19 protein-coding genes, 1 tRNA gene and 1 pseudogene are annotated in these 17037 nt (G+C 66.0%); 12 read left to right on the top strand and 9 right to left on the bottom strand.

What is annotated here, in order from left to right; translation table 11 throughout:
- Positions 1 to 309 (top strand): transposase family protein (locus BOO71_RS22310; protein WP_139322960.1); only part of this gene is annotated, 309 nt, incomplete at its 5' end.
- A 34-nt stretch (positions 310 to 343) separates the two neighbouring features.
- Here the strand turns inward: BOO71_RS22310 and BOO71_RS22305 are convergent.
- From BOO71_RS22305 to BOO71_RS22295, 3 genes are read right to left on the bottom strand one after another with little or no spacing between them, the layout of a single operon-like run.
- Entirely contained in the window at positions 344 to 745 is a 402-nt protein-coding gene (locus BOO71_RS22305; protein WP_439823038.1) for a VanZ family protein, read from the bottom strand.
- Complete coding sequence (gene mce, locus BOO71_RS22300) at positions 742 to 1164, bottom strand: methylmalonyl-CoA epimerase (RefSeq protein WP_075836217.1); 423 nt, start codon at positions 1162 to 1164, stop codon at positions 742 to 744. Before mce ends, BOO71_RS22305 begins: the two co-directional genes overlap by 4 nt.
- Positions 1165 to 1209: 45 nt before the next feature.
- On the bottom strand, positions 1210 to 2691 hold the full coding sequence (locus tag BOO71_RS22295; protein WP_075836215.1) for a hypothetical protein: 1482 nt from the start codon (positions 2689 to 2691) through the stop codon (positions 1210 to 1212).
- A 184-nt stretch (positions 2692 to 2875) separates the two neighbouring features.
- On the opposite strand from BOO71_RS22295, the gene BOO71_RS22290 reads away from it, so the two are divergent.
- The 4 genes from BOO71_RS22290 (at position 2876) to BOO71_RS22275 (ending at position 6433) form a co-directional block, all read left to right on the top strand.
- Positions 2876 to 3760, top strand: a complete 885-nt coding sequence (locus BOO71_RS22290) for a fructosamine kinase family protein (protein WP_075836213.1) — start codon at positions 2876 to 2878, stop codon at positions 3758 to 3760.
- A complete protein-coding gene (locus tag BOO71_RS22285; RefSeq protein WP_368482893.1) occupies positions 3753 to 4691 on the top strand; it encodes a VOC family protein in 939 nt (312 codons plus the stop codon). The genes BOO71_RS22290 and BOO71_RS22285 overlap by 8 nt, the downstream gene beginning before the upstream one ends.
- Positions 4692 to 4746: 55 nt before the next feature.
- Positions 4747 to 5166 carry a hypothetical protein gene (locus BOO71_RS22280; protein WP_075836208.1) on the top strand — a complete coding sequence of 140 codons (420 nt, stop codon included), beginning with the start codon at positions 4747 to 4749 and terminating at the stop codon, positions 5164 to 5166.
- A gap of 382 nt (positions 5167 to 5548) precedes the next feature.
- The gene (locus tag BOO71_RS22275; protein WP_075836206.1) at positions 5549 to 6433 is read left to right on the top strand and encodes a hypothetical protein; all 885 of its coding nucleotides are present in this window, start codon (positions 5549 to 5551) and stop codon (positions 6431 to 6433) included.
- Between the two features lie 73 nt (positions 6434 to 6506).
- Here BOO71_RS22275 and BOO71_RS22270 read toward each other — a convergent pair whose 3' ends face one another.
- The gene (locus BOO71_RS22270) at positions 6507 to 8294 is read right to left on the bottom strand and encodes a tetratricopeptide repeat-containing diguanylate cyclase (protein WP_075836204.1); all 1788 of its coding nucleotides are present in this window, start codon (positions 8292 to 8294) and stop codon (positions 6507 to 6509) included.
- Between the two features lie 649 nt (positions 8295 to 8943).
- Here BOO71_RS22270 and BOO71_RS22265 point away from each other — a divergent pair.
- The 3 genes from BOO71_RS22265 to BOO71_RS22255 all read left to right on the top strand — a co-directional run bounded on the left by BOO71_RS22265 (position 8944) and on the right by BOO71_RS22255 (position 11192).
- A complete protein-coding gene (locus BOO71_RS22265; protein WP_075836202.1) occupies positions 8944 to 9255 on the top strand; it encodes a hypothetical protein in 312 nt (103 codons plus the stop codon).
- 2 nt (positions 9256 to 9257) lie between these two features.
- Positions 9258 to 10748, top strand: coding sequence for a PLP-dependent aminotransferase family protein (locus BOO71_RS22260; RefSeq protein WP_083653739.1), 1491 nt, complete (start codon positions 9258 to 9260; stop codon positions 10746 to 10748).
- Positions 10749 to 10826: 78 nt separating this feature from the next.
- A complete protein-coding gene (locus BOO71_RS22255) occupies positions 10827 to 11192 on the top strand; it encodes a hypothetical protein (protein WP_075836200.1) in 366 nt (121 codons plus the stop codon).
- Between the two features lie 64 nt (positions 11193 to 11256).
- On the opposite strand, the gene rpsT is transcribed toward BOO71_RS22255, so the two are convergent.
- Positions 11257 to 11544 (bottom strand): 30S ribosomal protein S20, encoded by a 288-nt coding sequence (gene rpsT / locus BOO71_RS22250; RefSeq protein ID WP_075836198.1) that lies wholly within the window; start codon positions 11542 to 11544, stop codon positions 11257 to 11259.
- A gap of 194 nt (positions 11545 to 11738) precedes the next feature.
- On the opposite strand from rpsT, the gene BOO71_RS22245 reads away from it, so the two are divergent.
- From BOO71_RS22245 to BOO71_RS22235, 3 genes are all read left to right on the top strand, one after another.
- Entirely contained in the window at positions 11739 to 12287 is a 549-nt protein-coding gene (locus tag BOO71_RS22245) for a RecX family transcriptional regulator (RefSeq protein WP_075836196.1), read from the top strand.
- 123 nt (positions 12288 to 12410) lie between these two features.
- Positions 12411 to 12487 (top strand) — tRNA-Pro (locus BOO71_RS22240).
- Positions 12488 to 12580: 93 nt separating this feature from the next.
- Positions 12581 to 13285, top strand: coding sequence for a metallophosphoesterase (locus BOO71_RS22235; protein ID WP_075836194.1), 705 nt, complete (start codon positions 12581 to 12583; stop codon positions 13283 to 13285).
- Here the strand turns inward: BOO71_RS22235 and BOO71_RS28900 are convergent.
- Positions 13282 to 13623 (bottom strand): hypothetical protein, encoded by a 342-nt coding sequence (locus tag BOO71_RS28900; RefSeq protein WP_254843262.1) that lies wholly within the window; start codon positions 13621 to 13623, stop codon positions 13282 to 13284. The two genes, BOO71_RS22235 and BOO71_RS28900, sit on opposite strands and share 4 nt — an antisense overlap.
- Positions 13574 to 14167: pseudogene (locus BOO71_RS28895) on the bottom strand (metallophosphoesterase family protein); the annotation flags it as partial. The pseudogene BOO71_RS28895 and the gene BOO71_RS28900, both read right to left, overlap by 50 nt.
- On the opposite strand from BOO71_RS28895, the gene BOO71_RS22225 reads away from it, so the two are divergent.
- Positions 14094 to 15095, top strand: a complete 1002-nt coding sequence (locus tag BOO71_RS22225) for an aldo/keto reductase (RefSeq protein ID WP_075836192.1) — start codon at positions 14094 to 14096, stop codon at positions 15093 to 15095. The pseudogene BOO71_RS28895 and the gene BOO71_RS22225 overlap by 74 nt on opposite strands.
- 47 nt (positions 15096 to 15142) lie before the next feature.
- Here the strand turns inward: BOO71_RS22225 and BOO71_RS22220 are convergent, their stop codons facing one another.
- A complete protein-coding gene (locus BOO71_RS22220; RefSeq protein ID WP_075836190.1) occupies positions 15143 to 15730 on the bottom strand; it encodes a helix-turn-helix transcriptional regulator in 588 nt (195 codons plus the stop codon).
- Positions 15731 to 15765: 35 nt separating this feature from the next.
- Positions 15766 to 16773 carry a S1C family serine protease gene (locus BOO71_RS22215; RefSeq protein WP_254843261.1) on the bottom strand — a complete coding sequence of 336 codons (1008 nt, stop codon included), beginning with the start codon at positions 16771 to 16773 and terminating at the stop codon, positions 15766 to 15768.
- Positions 16774 to 17037: the final 264 nt, after the last annotated feature.

Below are 17037 nucleotides of genomic sequence, written 5' to 3'. Positions count from 1 at the left end.
TTTCGAGCCTCCCAGACCGCCATTCACCCTGAAACTGAATTGGTTGCCGATGCTGGCTATCAGGGCGTTCAACACCAACACCCGCTGTGCCATACACCGCACAAAGCGAGCAAGAAACGCAAGCTCACTCCGGCACAGAAAGCAGAAAATCTTCGACTGGCACGCTTCAGAATCGCTGTTGAGCATGTTATTCGTCGGCTCAAGATTTTTCGAGTGTTGAAGGAAACGTATCGCCATCGGCGAAAGCGGTTCAGCCTCCGAGTCAACCTCATCGCCGCCATCTGCAACGCCACCGCTAAATGTGCCTGACTTTCGCAAGAGGTCTACTCTGTTCTCCGGGTCTCTACCAGCTCTGATTGCGAACCGTCTCCGCTTCCCCTTCTCCCTGTTCCCGCGCGCCCCTGCGCCGCGTCGCCCAGCGCGAGCCGATCCAAGCCCCGGCCAGATCGAACAGCCAGTCGGTGACGCCCGCGTCGCGGCCCGGCACGAACGCCTGATGCACCTCGTCCAGCGCGCCCCACCACACCGCGATCAGCAGGGCGATGTCCCGCCGCCCCGTCGCCCGGCCCAGCGCATAGGCCAGCGCAAAATACGCGGTGAAGTGGGCGATCCAGTCCAGCGGATGCACCAGCGGCGGCCCCGGCGTGTCGGCGCTGCTGCTCAGCCACCAGATCGTGGCCATGATCCCTAGCGAGATCAGCCACCACACCGCCCGGAAGCGGGAAGACGTTGCGGGCGGCGTCAAACCCAGTCCGGGTCGCGGGGGTGTTCCACCAGTTCGATCAGGGTTCCCGCGCCCCATTTGGGATGCAGAAAGGCCACCCGTGTTCCGGCCCGGCCCGGCGTGGGCGCTTCGCTCAGGAAGCGTGCGCCCTCGCCGCGCAGACGGGTCATCTCGGCGTCCAGATCGGCCACGCGGTAGGCGGTGTGGTGCAGGCCCGGCCCGCGTTTTTCAAGGTAGGCGGCAATCGGGCTGTCGGGGCGGGTGGGCGTCAGCAACTCGATTAAAGTCTCGCCCACCTGAAAGGCGCGCACACGCACGCCCTGGGTCTGCACGTCCTCGTCCGGCCCCTCGGGGTGCAGGCCCAGCGCCAGATACGGGGCGCTTCCGGTGTCCAGATCGGGGGTGGCGACGGCGACATGATCCAACTGCGTGACAGACATCGCTTCAGCCTACGCCAGCCGCCGGTCCTGTGGAAAGGGCAGCGTTCAGGGTGCAAGCCGCCTGGGACGCCAGCCTCCCCGCTCCAGCCCAGGCCGCAGCAACAGCACCAGGGTCAGCGCGGCCAGCAGGGTCAGCAGCAGGCCCGCGTTCCCGCCGCTCAGGAAGGCCAGCGGAACCACGCCCGCCAGGGTCAGTGGCAGCGCGAAGGGACGGCCCAGCGCCAGCGTGCCCAGGGCCACGCCAGCTACAACGCCCAGAATCTCTGCCAGCCAGATGGGCAGGTACGCGGTCAGCACGCCACCCAGCACCAGCCCCAGGCTCAGGCCGATCAATGCGGCGGCCAGTGGCAGGGGGAGCAGGCGCAGGCGACGGGTGGCAGCCCAGGCCAGCGCCAGCAATGCGGCCAGCAGCACGGCCACAGGCGCGGCGTGGCCCACCTTGCCCAGTGTCTCGCGCAGGTTGCCGCCCGTGAAGATGACCTGCACGTCCTGGGCGGTGATCACGTTTTGAAGCTGCCATTTCAGCGTCTGCTGTCCGCCCAGCACGCCGCGCACCTGAGAGGTAGGAAACAGCGTGTAGCGCCCGAATTTGGCGGGGCGGTCCGCGTTCACGCTCAGGTCGAACGCCTTGATCGCCTCGCGCCGCCCGCCCAGCGCGTAACTCCAGCTCCGCGCGCCCTGGTTGCGGTAGGTCACGTTCACCTTGACCGTTTTCCCCGCTGCCACCTCACCCTGCCACTGGCTGCCGTCGGTCAGATCGCCCGCGCGGAATTCCTGGCCGTCCACCGTCAGGCGGAAGTTGCTGAGGGTGCCGCTGCCCACCGGCAGGGGAAAGTCGAAGCGCAGGGTGGCCGCCGTCTTCAGCGGGTTGGTAAAGGTGTAATCCGCGTTGAAGACGGCGTTGTAATACGAACCGCGCCCCCCCGCCGGATCGACGAACTTGAGGTCCGTGGTGATGGCGGTGGTGTCCACGTTGACCGGCTGCTCGGTCTGCAAGGTGACCTCGCGGGTGTAGACCAGCGTGTTGCCGCGCCGCACGAAGTTCTCGCGGAAGTCCCTGACCCCGGCAGAATCGGGGGAGCCGAAATACGGCAGCAGCGGTTCCAGGCCGCCCTGCACATTGATTCGCGCGAAGACTTCCGGCGGCAGGCTCAGGCTGCGGGTGTAGGTGGTGTCCTGGAGGAGGGTCACGCGGGGCGCGCTCTGGACCGTCTGTCCGCCGTCCGGGTCGGCGGCGTTGGCGTAGCGCGCGTTCTGCTGGGTGCCCAGCCGGACATCCACCGCGCGGCGGGCCACGTCCAGCGCCAGCAGCCCGGCTCCCAGCGCCAGCGCCGCCAGTGCCCAGCGCCCCAGCCCGGACAGGTGCGAGGCTGCCCAGCCCAGCCCGGCCTGAAAGCGGGCGCGGTCCAGCAGCCCGATCAACAGCAGGGCCAGCAGCAGCGCCGCCAGCACGATTCCGGCGGGCAGGGCCAGTCCCAGCACCCCTTCCAGCGCATTTCTGAGCAATTGAACGGCGGACTGAACCATAGGCAAACCTCCGGCGACAGACAGGGATGAATGGATGGCGTGTACTCATCTGAGTAAATACCGCGCGAATGGTCCTGGCGGCGTCCATCTTTAGGTGCAGAGCGATCAAGCAAGCAGAGAGATCAAGCAGAGAGATCAATATGCGCTTCGGGCACGTTCCCCATGTGCATGGCAGACTGCGGCCATGTCCCGCTCTGTCGCGCCCTCGCTGCTGCCACTGCTGCAACACCATCTGGGAGGCCCGATTCTGGAGGCCACGCCCCTGAGCGGTGGGGATATCAACGACGTGTACCGCCTCCGCACCGGGCGGGGAGACTGTGTCTTGAAGGCCAGCCGCCGCGCCCTGCCGCATCTGTTTTTTGCGGAGGTGCAGGGCCTGGGCCTGCTGCGGGAAGCCGCGTCGCGCCGCCCGCCTGGACTGCTCGTGCCGGAGGTCATCGCTTACGGCGACGCGCCGGGTGGCTGGCAATACCTGCTTCAGAGCTACCTGCCGCCAGTGGCCGAAACGCCGCAGAGTCAGGAGGCACTGGGGCAGGGGCTGGCCGCCCTGCACAGCGTCACGGTCCCTGGATTCGGCGCTACGGCGGACAACTATTTCGGGACGCTGCCGCAGTTCAATCCGCCTTTCCAGAGCGCCGCCGACTTCTTCTGGAGCGCCCGTCTGCGGCCCCAGTTGCGGCTGGCCCAGGAGCATCTGTCGGCGGACGACACGGACAGGTTCGAGGCCCTGCGCCAGAGGCTGCCCAATCTGATTCCGACCGAGCCGTCCAGCCTCGTCCACGGCGATCTGTGGCACGGCAATCTGCTGTACACGGCGGCGGGGCCAGCCCTGATCGATCCAGCCGCCGCCTACAGCCACCGCGAGGTCGATCTGGCGGCTATGCGGCTGTTCGGCGGTGTGCCTGAGCGGGTCTTCGACGCCTATGCCGAAGCCTTCCCGCCCGCACCCGGCTGGCAGGACCGTGCCAACCTGTGGAACCTGTATCCCCTTCTGGCCCACGTCAATATGTTCGGAAGCGGATATCTGGGCCGCACCCGCGCCGCACTGAACACAGTTCTAAATTTATAAACCGATTGACTTTATAAAGTATTCGGAGGAGAATGAGAACACGACCACGCCTTCCCTGATCCTGCCCGCCACCGCCAGTGTCGGCACAGTCACGCTGCTGACCGCCGATCTGCCACGCCTGCAAACTTTTTACGGGAGCCTGCTGGGTCTGGGTGTCCTGGCGGAAACGGCTGAGGAGGTCATACTGGGCGCGCACGGAACGCCGCTGCTGCGCCTGCGGGCCACCGACCTGCAGCCTGCCTCCGTATCGCGTCCGGGGCTGTACCACACGGCGTTTCTGTTGCCCACGCGGGCCGATCTGGGGCGCTGGCTGGCGCACGCCGCACAGATGGGGGCACAGATGGGGGCACAGATGGGCCTCCGCATCGGCAGCGGCGATCATCTGGTCAGTGAGGCGTTCTACCTGAGCGACCCCGACGGCAACGGCATCGAGGTCTACGCGGACCGCCCGCGCGACACTTGGACCTTTCAGAACGGACAGGTGCAGATGGACACCGTGGCAGTGGATTCCGGGGCTGTGCTGGGCAGCGCCGGCCTGGATGCAGACACCCTGGCCGACGCGCCCGCCTACGCTGGAGCGCCCGCTGGAACCGTGCTGGGCCACGTCCACCTGAAAGTCGGCAGCGCCGAACAGGCCGCCCATTTCTACCGCGACACGCTGGGGCTGGACCTGATGGCGGACCTGGGCAGCGCCGTGTTCATGTCGTGGGGCGGATACCACCACCACGTCGGCCTGAACGAGTGGCACACGCGCGGGCAGATGGCCCCGCAGACGCCCGCACTGGGGCTGGACGAGGTGGAATTCCTGACCCCTGATCTGGCGGGCCTGCGCTCTCATCTCAAAGACCGGATTGGCGTGCAGGACAGCGGCGACGCCCTCAGTCTGCGCGATCCGTGGGGCAACCGCATCACTGTGCGGCAGACGGCCTGAAATCTACGCTTCAACCCGTCAGGAAGTTGTTACTCACCGCCCATTAACCTTGGGCATGATCCTGAAGTTTGAAAAAACGGACCGTGCCCATGTTTCCAGTCCAGAAAGGCAGCAACTCCGTTATCAGGAGCTGGCCGCGATCCTCGGAGAGTACGGCTATCTCACGGCATGGAACCCCGGCAAATACACCCACTTTTCCATGCGCCACGTGGGCAGCAGTCAGGAGCTTCGCGTGCGCGTGTCTGGACGCCTGCTCCTGCGTAAAGACATGCTGGGCGGGGATCACTGGCTGGCGTTTCAGGATCAGGACCAGTGGTATCTGGCCCCGCATGACGAACTGGTCAGCGCCGTTCATGGGGTCACGTCCTATCAGACTTCCGAATCCTGGCTCAGCGGGGGCCTCCATAGCTTTCCAGGGTTGTCGGGCGGAATCTCGGCTGTCCTGAAGCCGTACGTTGTAAAAGCCGGGCAGTAAAGAAGGCGCGGCTGGCCCGCGTGTCACGGCATCTGCGGCTGCTCCCGCCTGATCTACGTTGACTCCGCAGGGCTACCGCAAAGTCCGCGTGAAGGGGCTGGGAGTGACTGGGAGTGCGCCACGCTGGAAGGCAAACCCCTCTCCTGCGGAGCTTTACAAGCCAGTCTGCTTCGCAGCCAGCTCCCCTTGAGGGGAGCCAAGAGGTACAATTCATCGTGCCACGCAGCAATCTCCTTGCCTCCCTTCTAAGGGAGGTGGCCCGTAGGGTCGGAGGGGTTAAGCGGGCATCGCAGACTCAGAATCGGACTCGGGGACTTTGCGGTAGCCCAAGTTGACCCGGCCGAATCGAAGCACCAGCCTGTCCAAACAGGTACGCTGGTGCATGAACCACTTTCTGCGGCGAACCCTGCTGCTGGTCAGCACACTTCTGGTCACCGGGGCAGGAGGCCAGACCACCGCGCCCCCTGGCCCGGTCCCGGCTGGTTTTTCCCCGGTGCTGATCCAGGCACCCGGCGACGATCAGGCGCAACTGCTGGGCGCAGTGGCCAACGGGCGCTGGCTGACCGTGAAGGAGACCGGGCCGCGCCTGAAGGGAAAGGAAAAATACCTGCGCCGCAGTCTGGGCGGCCCCGCCGTGCCTGTCGTGGGGGGCAGGCCCGAATCCTTCGGTGAGCCGTGCGCGGACGCCTACGGGGTGTCGGTCAAGCCCACTCGGACCTCTGATCAGTTTCAACTGTTCACCGCTGCGGCCCTGAACGCGCGGCCCCGGCCCGTCACTGCCCTGCTCACGGGGAACGAGACCTACCGCCAGATCGTGCGCGCAGAGCTGATCAAACGCGGCATCAGGACCCCGAACGTGCAGCTCGTGGGCCTGATCCGCGCCGATCTGGACGGCGACGGCACGCAGGAAGTGATCATCGAGGCGACGCATTACAGCGAACGCTCCGGCATTTTTCCGCCGTCTGTCGGGCAGCCGGGCGACTATTCCATCGTGCTGCTGCGCCATGTGGTGCGCGGTCAGGTGCTGACCCTCACGCTGGGCGCGGACATTGCGCCCCAAACGCCCCTGAAACCCGGCGACACCTTCGAGACCCGTCCGCTGGCGACGGTGATCCGACTGGCCGGGGTCGCGGACCTGAACGGCGACGGCCAGATGGAATTGATTCTTTTCGGGGCCTATTACGAGGGGTACTCCTACACCGTCAAGGAATGGACCCCTGCTCGCGGCTTGACGGAGACGCCGCTGGAAACGGGCTGCGGGGTGTAGCCGCCTGGAAACCTCTGAGGTCGGTCTGGAAGGTTGATGTTGAGGCTGAGACAGCCCATCCCCGCATGCCCCGTTACCCGGCTGACGGCTTGACCTGCCGGATCTCCACCCGGTTGCGGCCCGCGTTCTTGGCGGCGTACAGCGCGTCGTCGGCGCTTTGCATCACGTCCTGGACCGCCAGCGTGGCGGGATTCAACTGCGCGACCGCCACCCCCAGGCTGATGGTCAGGCTCAGGCCGGGGCGCACCGTGGACCAGTCGTGGTTCTCGGTGGCCCGGCGCAGGTCCTCACACAGTTCCAGCGTGGCTGCCTCGCTGGCCCCGGTCAGCAGCAGCACGAATTCCTCGCCGCCGTAGCGGGCCAGCAGATCGCCCCGGTGCAACTGCCCCCGCAGGAGCGCGGCCACATGACGCAGCACCTCATCCCCAACCAGATGAGAGAACCGATCATTCACCGCCTTGAAGTGATCGATGTCGCACAGCACGACACTGATCTGCTGTGACCGCGACACCCGGTCCAGCGCCGCGTCGAAGGCCCGCCGGTTGGGCAGCCCGGTCAGGGCGTCCTCGTTGGCGTGCTGCTCCAGGCGGGCCATCAATTCGGCGGTCCGGGTCTGGGCCGCCGTCAGGTCGCGGTTGGTGGCTTCCAGGCGGGCGTTCAGCTCTGTCAGCTCGGCGTTCTGGCGCTGGGTGGCCAGCCGCTCGCGTTCGGCCTGCTCCAGCTCAAACTGCACCCTCAGGCTCTGGAGCCGCTGATCGGATTCGGCATTGAACAGTTCCCCCCTGAGCTGGAGATGTTGTTCCAGGTGGGTCAGTGCCTCATAGGGGCGGCCCGAATCCCTGTACAGCTTCGACAGTGCCAGATCAATTTCGCAGAGCTTATCGCGGAGTTGACCGCTCTCAGCCAGAGACCGTGCGCGGATCAGAGCGCTCAGGGCATCATCCACCTGACCTGTTGTGCCCAGCAACTCACCTAGATGCATCAGGGCCGTCACCTGACCGTAATCATCTCCAATTTTCTGGTAGATCTTCAGACACCGTTCGAAAATTTGCCGCGCCCCGTCCAGGTTCCCCTGCTGCTGCGCCACCCGCCCCAGAAACAGATCTGTACCAGTGAGATCAGATTGGTTTCCCGAGTGTTCAATCAGCTTGCTGGCCTTCAGGTACATGGCCTGGGCTTCCGGGAACTGCTGCAACCCGAAGTGGGCCTGGCCCGCGTTCTGGAGTGCTGCGGCCTCCAGCGCGGGCAAGGAATTCTCTGCCTGGATTTTCAAACAGGCTGTGGCCGCCTCCAGAGCGTCATGATGTTGCCCCATCTCGTTGTAGGCCATGCTCAGATTGCTCAGCGCGTGCTGCTCCATGAGCGGCAGGCCATGTTGTCGCCCGAGTCCCAGCACCAGCAGGAGGTAATGCACGGCGTTGGGATGGTCACCCATGATGCCGTAGACCGCCCCGATGCTGTTCAGTGCCCTGATCTCACCTTCAACATTTCCCAGCGTCACATGCAGATGCCTGACTTGCAAAAAGAGTTCCAGAGCTTCAACCGGACGCCCCTGGCGCGCCTTCGCAGTGCCCAGCGCGATCAGGCTGTCAAGCTGCCCTTCCTGATCGGTCAGTTCTTTATAGAGAGACAGCGCCCGCCGGAGTTCTGGCTCTGCCGCATTGAATTCGCCCTGGTACAGCAGTCCACCCCCCAGGCACAGGGTGGCGCGGGCCAGTTCAGGTTCATCTAGCGCCTGCTCCAGCACCTGACGTGAAACGCGCACACATTCCTGTGGAGCGCTGTGCCGACCTGCCCAGGCCGCATCAAGCAGCGCCCGGATCTGATCCAGGGAAAGAGGAGTGTAATCAGGGTTGGTCATGAGTATCAACAGATGGGGTTGAGGACAGAAACTGGGCAGACAGCAGCGTCATTCGCCCAGGCGACGGGTGGGACAACAGACTTGTTTTGGTCACATAGTTCACCGAGCCTGCGTTTAAAAATCAAAACGTCATTTGAGGAGGGCGAACAGGCTCCGGCAGATGGAACCTCTGCCCAGAGCCTACCCATTCCCCTCTCACCACACCCTTTCAGTCGTCCGAACCACTTCTGAACTTCGAGTGTGAGGGCAGCCGTCTGGAAACGGTCTGGAGGACAACAGTAAAACCCAGCTCTGGCGATTTCCTCTCTACGCTGGCAGCGTAATCATCCTCCTGCTTGCACGATTGTTAGAATTCATGAATACCTCGTCTGAGACGAAGAAATTATTGAACATCTCCCAGGCTATCGCCTCACTTGAGTGAAGTTGTGTGGATCTTTTTCATTTGCTTTTATGTCTAAACACGAATTCTGCAGAAACCTGTCAGACTGTTGCCCCTGGCATCTGAGGTGAAATGGGGGCAGGGTGATTGCTGGACTTAATGGTCTTCCACGCTTTCAGATTGCCTATTGAGCGAAGCTGACTGACAGGCATAGCTCCGCAGGAGACGGGTTCGCCTTTCAACCCACTCTGACCGCGCTACCCTTTCCCCATGTCTGACCCCGCCGTTACTTTTCCCGCCCCCCGCCGTATTCCCTACCCTGGCGGCTGCGTGTTGGAACCCGGTCCCTACGCGCTGGATTACCTGCTCAAGTGGCCCGCCGAGCTGAGCGTGAAGGGCCACGTTTACCCCGAGCAGCCCCTCTATCCGCTGATCCGCGAGTTGCTGGCCGATCCAGCGGCCCACGGCCTGACCCTGCCCGAAGCCCAGGCGGCGCGGGACCGTTTTCTGGAACTGGCCGGACAGGCGCTGGAGGCCGAGGGGGGAGACCGGCGCTGGCTGGAACGGGAGTTCACGCGCTGAATATGAAGGCGCTGGATGTAAATACACTAGATGTAAAGGCACTGGGCGGGCGGGAAGCGGCTGAGAGCGGGGACGAACTGGCGCTGTCCCCTCCGCTGCCCGGCGAGGCGCTGCACGCCCGCGTGGCCCGCACCCTGCGCGACGCCATAACGGGCGGCCTGTTGCCGGGGGGAACGCGCCTGCCCGGCCACCGCCGTCTGGCCAGGGCGCTGGGGGTATCGCGCAATACGCTGGTGGACGCTCTGGCGGGGCTGGAGGCCGAGGGTTATCTGCGGGTGCAGGGCCGCAGCGGCACGGTGGTGTGCGTGCCCGCCTCTTTCCCGGAAGTGGCCCAGCCCCTGGATGATCTGCCCCTCAGCGCCTGGGCCACCCGCGCGCTGTCGGGCGGCGTGGACGACGCGGGGGGGGAATACACCGTGGATTTCCGCGTGGGCCAGCCGGTGCCCGAACTGTACCCGGAGGCGGCCTGGACGGCGGCGCTGGCCCGTCAGGCGGGGCGGCTCGGCAGGCGGACGCAGGACGGGCGGCTCTCCGATCCGCTGGGACCGCTGGAGACCCGCCGCGCCCTGTCCGCCTACCTGAATGCGGCGCGTGGCGCGCGGGTCACGCCCGAGATGGTGATGCTCACGGGCGGCACGCAGTCCGCGCTGGATGCCCTGGCCCGCGTGTTTCTGGAGCCGGGGCGGGTGGCGGTGGTGGAAGACCCCACCTATCCGGGCGCGCGTGCGGCGCTGGCGGCCACCGGGGCGGCGGTGGTCCCGGTGGCCGTGGACGGGGGGGGACTCCAGCCCCAGCATCTGCCCCCGCAGGCCACGTTGCTGTATCTGACCCCTGGCTGCCAGTATCCCACCGGCGTGACCCTGGGGGCCGCCCGCCGCGCCGAACTGATCCTCTGGGCGCGGCGCGGCAACGCCTTTATTCTGGAAGACGACTACGCCGCCGATCTGCACCACACAGGCCGCCCGCTGCCCGTGATGCAGGGGCTGGCCCCGGACCGCGTGATCCTGCTGGGAAGCTTCAGCAAGAGTCTGGCCCCCGCCACCCGCAGCGGCTTTCTGGTGGCCCCGCCCCCGGTGCTGCGCGTGCTGGCCCGTACTCGCCCCCTGACGGACCGCGCCCCCGGCACGCTGGACGCCCTGGCGCTGGCCGATGTGCTGGATTCCGGGGCTTACGCGAGGCATCTGCGCCGGGCGCGGCAACTGATCGCCCACCGGCATGAAGTGCTGCTCGCGGCCCTGGCCGAGTGGTTGCCCGACTGGGAGGTCCGGGGTGTGGCCTCCGGGCTGCATGTTCATGTCCGCCTGCCCGCTGACCTGAGCGAAACGCAGGCCGTGAGGGCGGCGGCTCGGCGCGGGGTGGCGCTGTCCGCCGTCGCGCCCCTCTCGGCCAGTGGGGGAGAGCCTGCCGTGCTGCTGGCCTTCGCGCACCTGCCGCCCGACGACATCCGGCGCGGCGTGCGGCTGCTGGCCACCTCTCTGACCGCTTCCCTCTGACCTTCCCCCCCAGCAGACTCCCCCGGCGGAGTGTGACCTCCCTTTCAAAGCCGGGGGCTTTCGCGTTAGACTGGGCCGATGCGTTTGCTCGTCGTGTTGTTGTTGCTGGCCCTGGCCGCGTTGTACCTCACTTTCGGGCTGCGGGTGGGCTACGTCACCCTGACCCCCACCTACATGTTCAATGCCACGGGCGAGAACAGGTACAACTTCCGCGTCTATGACCAGAATCAGGAGGTGGGTGTGCGCGGCTCCTGCAAGGTCAGCAGCGGCAGGGCCACCTTCCGCCTGAGAGACCCCAAAGGCACCCAGATTGCCGGACAGGTCTGCCCCCAGGGCCAGTGGGGCCTGAACGTGCTGGGCACTGGGGACGCGGGCAACTATCAACTGACCATTGATCTGGAGAAGTTCAGCGGCACCATCGACGTCAAGGAAGCGCGCAAGTAGAGCCGCCGGAACAAAAAAGATCGGCAAGCCAGTTAAACGGCCTGCCGATCCTGGGTTGTGGGGCTTAGCTCTGCGCGGCGCCTTCCTGCGCGGCTTTGGCCTTGTTGATGGCCTTAGCCAGACGGCTCTTCTTGCGCGCGGCGGTGTTCTTGTGCATGGTGCTGCCCTTGGCGGCCTTGTCGATCAGGCTCTCGGCCTTGCTCTGGGCGGCGTTCAGGTCCTCACCGTTGGTGATGGCGGCCATCGCCTTCTTGGTAAAGGTCTTAATGGTGCTCTTGCGGCTGCGGTTGATCATGCGGCGCTTGAGGCTCTGGCGGTGGCGCTTCTGGGCAGATTTGTGACGTAAAGCCATGTTCGTTCTCCTTGTTCTCCCGCTGTGCGGGGCGGTCCCCCGTTGGGGAACTCGTGGCGTCCAGAGGGTTTAACCCTGCTGCACGCACCGGGGCGAGGTCACGCTGGACCACTGCCGCCGGGCTGCCTCTTTGCAAAGACAACCTCGTGACTATACGCGCTTTGGGAACGCTGGGCAAGCCTTAAAATGGATGGATGCGAAGTCGCCGCCCCCGTCCGCCCGAGGGCGATCAGCCCGCGCGTCCGGTGCGCCCCAAAACGCCCGAGGAACAGCGCGATGCCCTGCTGGCCTACGCCTTCCGGGCGCTGGGAGGCCGCGCACTGACCGAGGCCGAGCTGCGCGGCAAGCTGGAACGCCGCAGCGATAGCCCGGAACTGATCGAAGAGGTCCTGAAGCGCGTGCAGGAGCTGGGCTATCAGGACGACGAACAGGTGGCCCACATCGAGGGAACGCGGCGCGGCGTGGGGGCCTACCGGGTGCGTCAGACCCTCAAACGCCGGGGGGTCACCGAGGAACTGATCCAGGACACCCTGGAGGCCCGCGATCCCGATCAGGAGCGTACTGAGGCGCTGGAAGTGCTGGAACGCCGCTGGCCGGCACTGGCCCGCAAGAAAGACCCGAGGGCCAGTGCCTACGCCTTCCTGGCCCGCCGGGGCTTCGGCGGTGACGCCATCTGGCCCGCCATCCGCGAACTGAGCGAGCGGGCGCTGGCAGAGGAAGAGCTGGAAGCGGAGGAGCAGTGATCCGGCTGCCCTGACCCGACACCGACTTTCTGCCTTGACACCCTACAGAGCGGCGGATAAACTGCCGGACGCACTTGAAATGCTGTGCGGTCCTCTGTGGCCTCAGCACGACAGGAGCCGTGGCGGGGCGTAGCGCAGCCTGGTAGCGCACGTCGTTCGGGACGACGGGGTCGAAGGTTCGAATCCTTTCGCCCCGACCACGCGAAGAAGTGACCTCCCCGACGCGGGAGGTTTTCTTCTGTCCCGCCCCTTCTCCTGTTGCTGCCCCCGCCCTTCTTGCCCGCCGGAGTCCCATGCGCGTCTTTGCCATCGCCGATCTGCATCTGGCCTACGTGACCCCCAAACCAATGACGGTGTTCGGGCCGCAGTGGGCCGGGCATCCCGAGGCCATCTATGACCGCTGGCGCGAGATCGTGCGCCCCGGCGATCTGGTTTTGCTCCCAGGCGACCTGTCGTGGGCCATGCGCCTGCCTGACGCCATGACCGATCTGGCGCGCGTGGCCGAACTGCCCGGCACCAAAATCCTGCTGCGCGGCAACCACGACTACTGGTGGCCCACGCCTTCCAAACTGCGCGCAGCGCTGCCCGCTGGAATGCTGGCGGTCCACAACGACGCCGTGCGGGTCGAGAATGTGGTGGTGTGTGGCACGCGCGGCTGGAACACACCGGGGTATGTCCCGCTGAACGATGAGGACGAGCGTCTGCTGAACCGCGAGGCCCAGCGCCTGACCCTCAGCGTGGAGGCGGCGGGCAAATTGCGGCAGCCGGGCGATCACTTTCTGATGATGCTGCATTACCCGCCCGCCTCCGCCCCGTACCCGCCTAACCCGCTGACTGCTGTGATTGAGGCGGCGCGGCCCGAGCTGATCGCCTACGGCCACCTGCATGGCGTGCCTGTCGAGAAATCCATGCGCCATGTCAACGGCATCCCCGCGCATCTGGTGGCGGCAGACGGCCTGAAATTCACGCCTAAGCTGCTGCTGGATACCGGGGATTAGCCCTCTACCCACTCGTCGGCCAGCCACTGCGCGTGCGGCATTCCAGAAGCGAGGATGCCCGCTCTGAGTGCGGCCAGATCGTAGGGAACGCGGCGGAAGGTCACGTTCCAACCCTGACGTGCCCGGTCCAGCAGCAGGTATTCGGCGTAGGCCAGGTTGACGTATTTCCCGCCGCGTTTCTGGAAAGGCAGGCCCACGCTGCCGGGGTTGAGCAGTCGCCAGTAGTGTCCGCAGCAGCGGCTGGTGCGTGTGGCCGCCGCTCCAGACGGCATGCTGACCGTGCGCTGTACGCAGTTCTTCCAGCCGTTCCAGCGGCGTGGCGGCGTCCAGCACCTCATTGTCCTTTGCGGGGCTGCCGTGGAAACACAGCAGATCGTCCAGCGCCACCGTCGGGGCAAAGCTGCGGAGGATGTCGCGCTCGGTTCCGGTCAACTGGGCCGCGCCCCACTGGCCGATATCGTGGATTTCCTGCTCGTCGGGCAGGTCACGCACTTTGAGGGGCTGGGGCGCTTCAAGCGCTTCCCGGTCCGCGTTGCCACGCACCACCGGGCAGCCCAGCGCGGCCACCAATTGCAGGCACTCACGCGGCCACGCGCTGCCCGCCGTCACGTCTCCCAGGCAGATGTGTGCGTCGGGGGAATGCGCCTTCATGTCGGCCAGCGCCGCTTCCAGTGCGGGGAGGTTGTCGTGGATGTCGCCGAAGAGGGCCAGCCGTATGAGGGCAGCATACGCAAAGGAGTGTCCGGGGCTGGAATAGAGTGCGGGCGCGTCCGCACCAGCCTCTCTCTCTGTGTACAAAGGAGCAAGTATGACCCCTTCCACTGACCTTCCCGCCCGCAAACTCCGCGATCTGAGCGTGTCCGCTCTGGGCCTGGGCTGCATGGGCATGAGCGAGTTCTACGGCGACGCCATTGAAACTGAGAACATCCGCACCCTGGACCGCGCGCTGGATCTGGGCGTCACCTTCTTCGACACTGCCGACATCTACGGCCCCCACACCAACGAGGAACTGCTGGGGCGCTGGCTGAAGGGTAAGCGGGACCGCGTGGTGCTGGCCACCAAATTCGGCATCGTGCGCGAGCCGGGCTACCCGATGCAGCGCAGCCTGTCCGGGCGGCCCGAATACGTGCGCAAGTCCATTGAGGCCAGCCTGAAACGCCTGGGGACCGATCACGTCGATCTGTACTACCTGCATCGCCTCGATCCCGAAACGCCCATCGAGGACACCGTGGGCGCGATGGGTGAACTGGTGGAACGCGGCATGGTGCGCTACCTGGGTCTTTCAGAAGTGAATGCCGAAACGCTGCGCCGCGCCGATGCCACCCACCCGATCACCGCTCTGCAAAGCGAGTATTCGCTGTGGACGCGTGACCCCGAAGATTCTGAGTCTGGCGAGAGTGTTATCGCGGCCTGCCGTGACCTGAATGTCGGGCTGGTGCCGTACAGCCCACTGGGACGCGGTTTCCTGACCGGGCAGCTCAAGTCCCCCGACGACTTCGGCCCCGACGACTTCCGCAGCACCAGCCCGCGCTTTCAGGGCGAGAACTTCCAGAAAAACCTCGATCTGGTGGCCGAGGTTCAGGAGATGGCGCGCGATAAGGGTTGCACGCCCGCACAACTGGCGCTGGCCTGGGTGCTGGCGCAGGGGCGGAACATCGTCCCCATTCCCGGCACCAAGCGCGTCAAGTATCTGGAGGAGAATCTGGGTGCGCTGGAGATCAAGCTCATGCCGGACGATCTGGCGCGCATCGACGCTACATTTCCGGCTGGTGTGGCGACGGGTGGAAGGTACGCGCAGCCGCGAAGCTAGGAGAGCAGGAGGCCATTTGCACACAGTCATTCCGCCTTCTGCATTCTTTACACGCTGACCAGACCCAGCCCGATGCCCCGCGCCACCGCCCCAGCGCGGCTCTGGACGCCCAGCTTGGAATACAGCGAGGCGACGTGAAACTTGACCGTGCTTTCGGACACGCCCAGATCACGCGCGGCCCGCTTGTTGCTCAGGCCCAGGGCCAGCAGGTTCAGCACGTCCAGTTCGCGCGGCGTCAGGGTGATGTCTGAAAGCTCCGACTCGTCTGCATCGTCGGGGTTTTCAAGAACGCCCACCTGATCCGGCGGCAACACCGCCAGCCCCGCCGCCGCGCCCAGCACGCCCGCCAGCAGCTCGGCGGGTGTGGCATCTGCGGGCAACGCGGCCCAGCCTCCTGCCACGAGTTCGGGCAGCAGCGCGGCCCAGTCCGGCGATCCCAGCGCCACCACGGCGGGTGCATCGGCCAGTGCCTCGGAGTCAGCCAGCCAGGAGTCGTCGACCAGCAGCACGTCTTCCTCCGGCTCAGGCGTGACCGGGAACCCTGCGGAGGTCAGCAGGGCCGCCAGTCCTGCGGCCATCACCGCACTGGACACCGCGATCCGCACGCTGGGCAGCAGGGTCAGGGGCGCGGTCATTCCCCATGCTAAGGGGGACCGGCGCTCGCCCATGCTCAGCGCTCGCCGACCACCAGCGTCACGTCCTGTTCCTGGCCGCCGCGCAGGATGCGGGCGCTGACGCTCTGCCCGGCCCGTTCGCGGACGCGCCACAGCAGTTCCGGTGGACGGCGCACGGCCTGGCCGTCCAGCGACAGCAGCACGTCGCCCACCAGCAGTCCGGCCTGTGCGGCGGGGCTGCCGGACTCGACGCTCACGATGGTCAGGCCAACCTTGCCACCCTGCTGACCGCCCCAGGGGCCACGTTCCCCGCCTTCACGTTGCCAGCCGCCGCGCCCACGTCCGCCGCCCCAGCCTTCGCGGCCCCGGCCTCCGCGTGGGCCACCGCTGCGGGCCTCGTTCTCGGATTCCGTTCCCTCTGCCTGCGGGAACATCACGGGCTGGGTGGCGATGCCCAGATACCCACGTGGCACGCGCCCGGTGCGGCCCAGCAGATCGGCCACGTTCATGGCACGCCCCACAGGCACGGCCAGCAACTCGCCGCGTGATACGCCCGCGTTCAGCACGCCTACCAGACCGCCACGCGCGTCCACCAGCGCCCCGCCGCTGACGCCCCGGAAGGGGGCCGCGCCGCTGGGCAGCCAGCCCCTGGAGTGCGGCCCGCTCTCTGGAGCGTCAACCTCTGCCGGACTGGCGGTCATCTGCCGTTCCATCAGGCCCAGGGTGGCCTGGACGCCGTGCTGTGGCCTGCCCACGGCCAGTAGCAGTTCGCCCACGCGCACGCTGTCGCTGACGCTCAGGGCAGGCAGATTCAGCCCGTCCACCCTGAGCAGCGCCAGATCGCTGGAGGAGTCACGGCCCGCCACCGTCGCGCTCAGTTCGCGCCCGTCGGGGGTGACCACGGTGACCTCATCGCCGTGCAGCACATGGGCCACGGTCAGGATCAGGCCATCGCCGATCACCGTGCCGCTGATGGGCCGCCCGGCACGGACAGAGACGATGCTTGTGGAAACGGCCTCAACCGCGTCCGCCATAGTGTTCGATAAATCTGAAAAATTCGTCATGCCCATAGAGTGCGCCGTGGGCCAGAAATGCGCGCCGGGCGAATGGCGGGGGCCTCACCCTGGCCGAATGGGGAGGGAGTCAGGCAAAGTCGGCAGGAAAATCTTGCTGTCAGCTCCTTTTGGGTGAAACCGAGAAGCGTAAAAGACCGTGCAGCACAACTCTCTCCTTGCATCCCTTCCAATAAGAGGTGTCCCGAAGGGGCGGACTGGCAGAGCGGTGCAGGAGAGGGGTTAACCGTGAGAGGCACCCAGAACCTCAGCCCG

The organism is Deinococcus marmoris, from assembly GCF_001949125.1.
In the GTDB taxonomy this organism is placed as follows: domain Bacteria; phylum Deinococcota; class Deinococci; order Deinococcales; family Deinococcaceae; genus Deinococcus; species Deinococcus marmoris_A.
Note: the sequence above shows the minus strand (reverse complement) of the source record. Positions and strands in the feature narration are given on the sequence as shown.

Excerpts from the sequence above, each read along its gene's own strand:
- BOO71_RS22245 (WP_075836196.1), top strand. The coding sequence starts at position 11,739 with ATGCGAAGTCGCCGCCCCCGTCCGCCCGAGGGCGATCAGCCCGCGCGT.
- BOO71_RS22215 (WP_254843261.1), bottom strand. The coding sequence starts at position 16,773 with ATGACGAATTTTTCAGATTTATCGAACACTATGGCGGACGCGGTTGAG.
- BOO71_RS22225 (WP_075836192.1), top strand. The coding sequence starts at position 14,094 with ATGACCCCTTCCACTGACCTTCCCGCCCGCAAACTCCGCGATCTGAGC.
- BOO71_RS22235 (WP_075836194.1), top strand. The coding sequence starts at position 12,581 with ATGCGCGTCTTTGCCATCGCCGATCTGCATCTGGCCTACGTGACCCCC.
- BOO71_RS22290 (WP_075836213.1), top strand. The coding sequence starts at position 2,876 with ATGTCCCGCTCTGTCGCGCCCTCGCTGCTGCCACTGCTGCAACACCAT.
- BOO71_RS22270 (WP_075836204.1), bottom strand. The coding sequence starts at position 8,294 with ATGACCAACCCTGATTACACTCCTCTTTCCCTGGATCAGATCCGGGCG.
- BOO71_RS22265 (WP_075836202.1), top strand. The coding sequence starts at position 8,944 with ATGTCTGACCCCGCCGTTACTTTTCCCGCCCCCCGCCGTATTCCCTAC.
- BOO71_RS22255 (WP_075836200.1), top strand. The coding sequence starts at position 10,827 with ATGCGTTTGCTCGTCGTGTTGTTGTTGCTGGCCCTGGCCGCGTTGTAC.
- BOO71_RS22260 (WP_083653739.1), top strand. The coding sequence starts at position 9,258 with ATGAAGGCGCTGGATGTAAATACACTAGATGTAAAGGCACTGGGCGGG.
- mce (WP_075836217.1), bottom strand. The coding sequence starts at position 1,164 with ATGTCTGTCACGCAGTTGGATCATGTCGCCGTCGCCACCCCCGATCTG.
- BOO71_RS22220 (WP_075836190.1), bottom strand. The coding sequence starts at position 15,730 with ATGACCGCGCCCCTGACCCTGCTGCCCAGCGTGCGGATCGCGGTGTCC.
- rpsT (WP_075836198.1), bottom strand. The coding sequence starts at position 11,544 with ATGGCTTTACGTCACAAATCTGCCCAGAAGCGCCACCGCCAGAGCCTC.
- BOO71_RS28900 (WP_254843262.1), bottom strand. The coding sequence starts at position 13,623 with ATGAGGTGCTGGACGCCGCCACGCCGCTGGAACGGCTGGAAGAACTGC.
- BOO71_RS22275 (WP_075836206.1), top strand. The coding sequence starts at position 5,549 with ATGAACCACTTTCTGCGGCGAACCCTGCTGCTGGTCAGCACACTTCTG.
- BOO71_RS22295 (WP_075836215.1), bottom strand. The coding sequence starts at position 2,691 with ATGGTTCAGTCCGCCGTTCAATTGCTCAGAAATGCGCTGGAAGGGGTG.
- BOO71_RS22280 (WP_075836208.1), top strand. The coding sequence starts at position 4,747 with ATGATCCTGAAGTTTGAAAAAACGGACCGTGCCCATGTTTCCAGTCCA.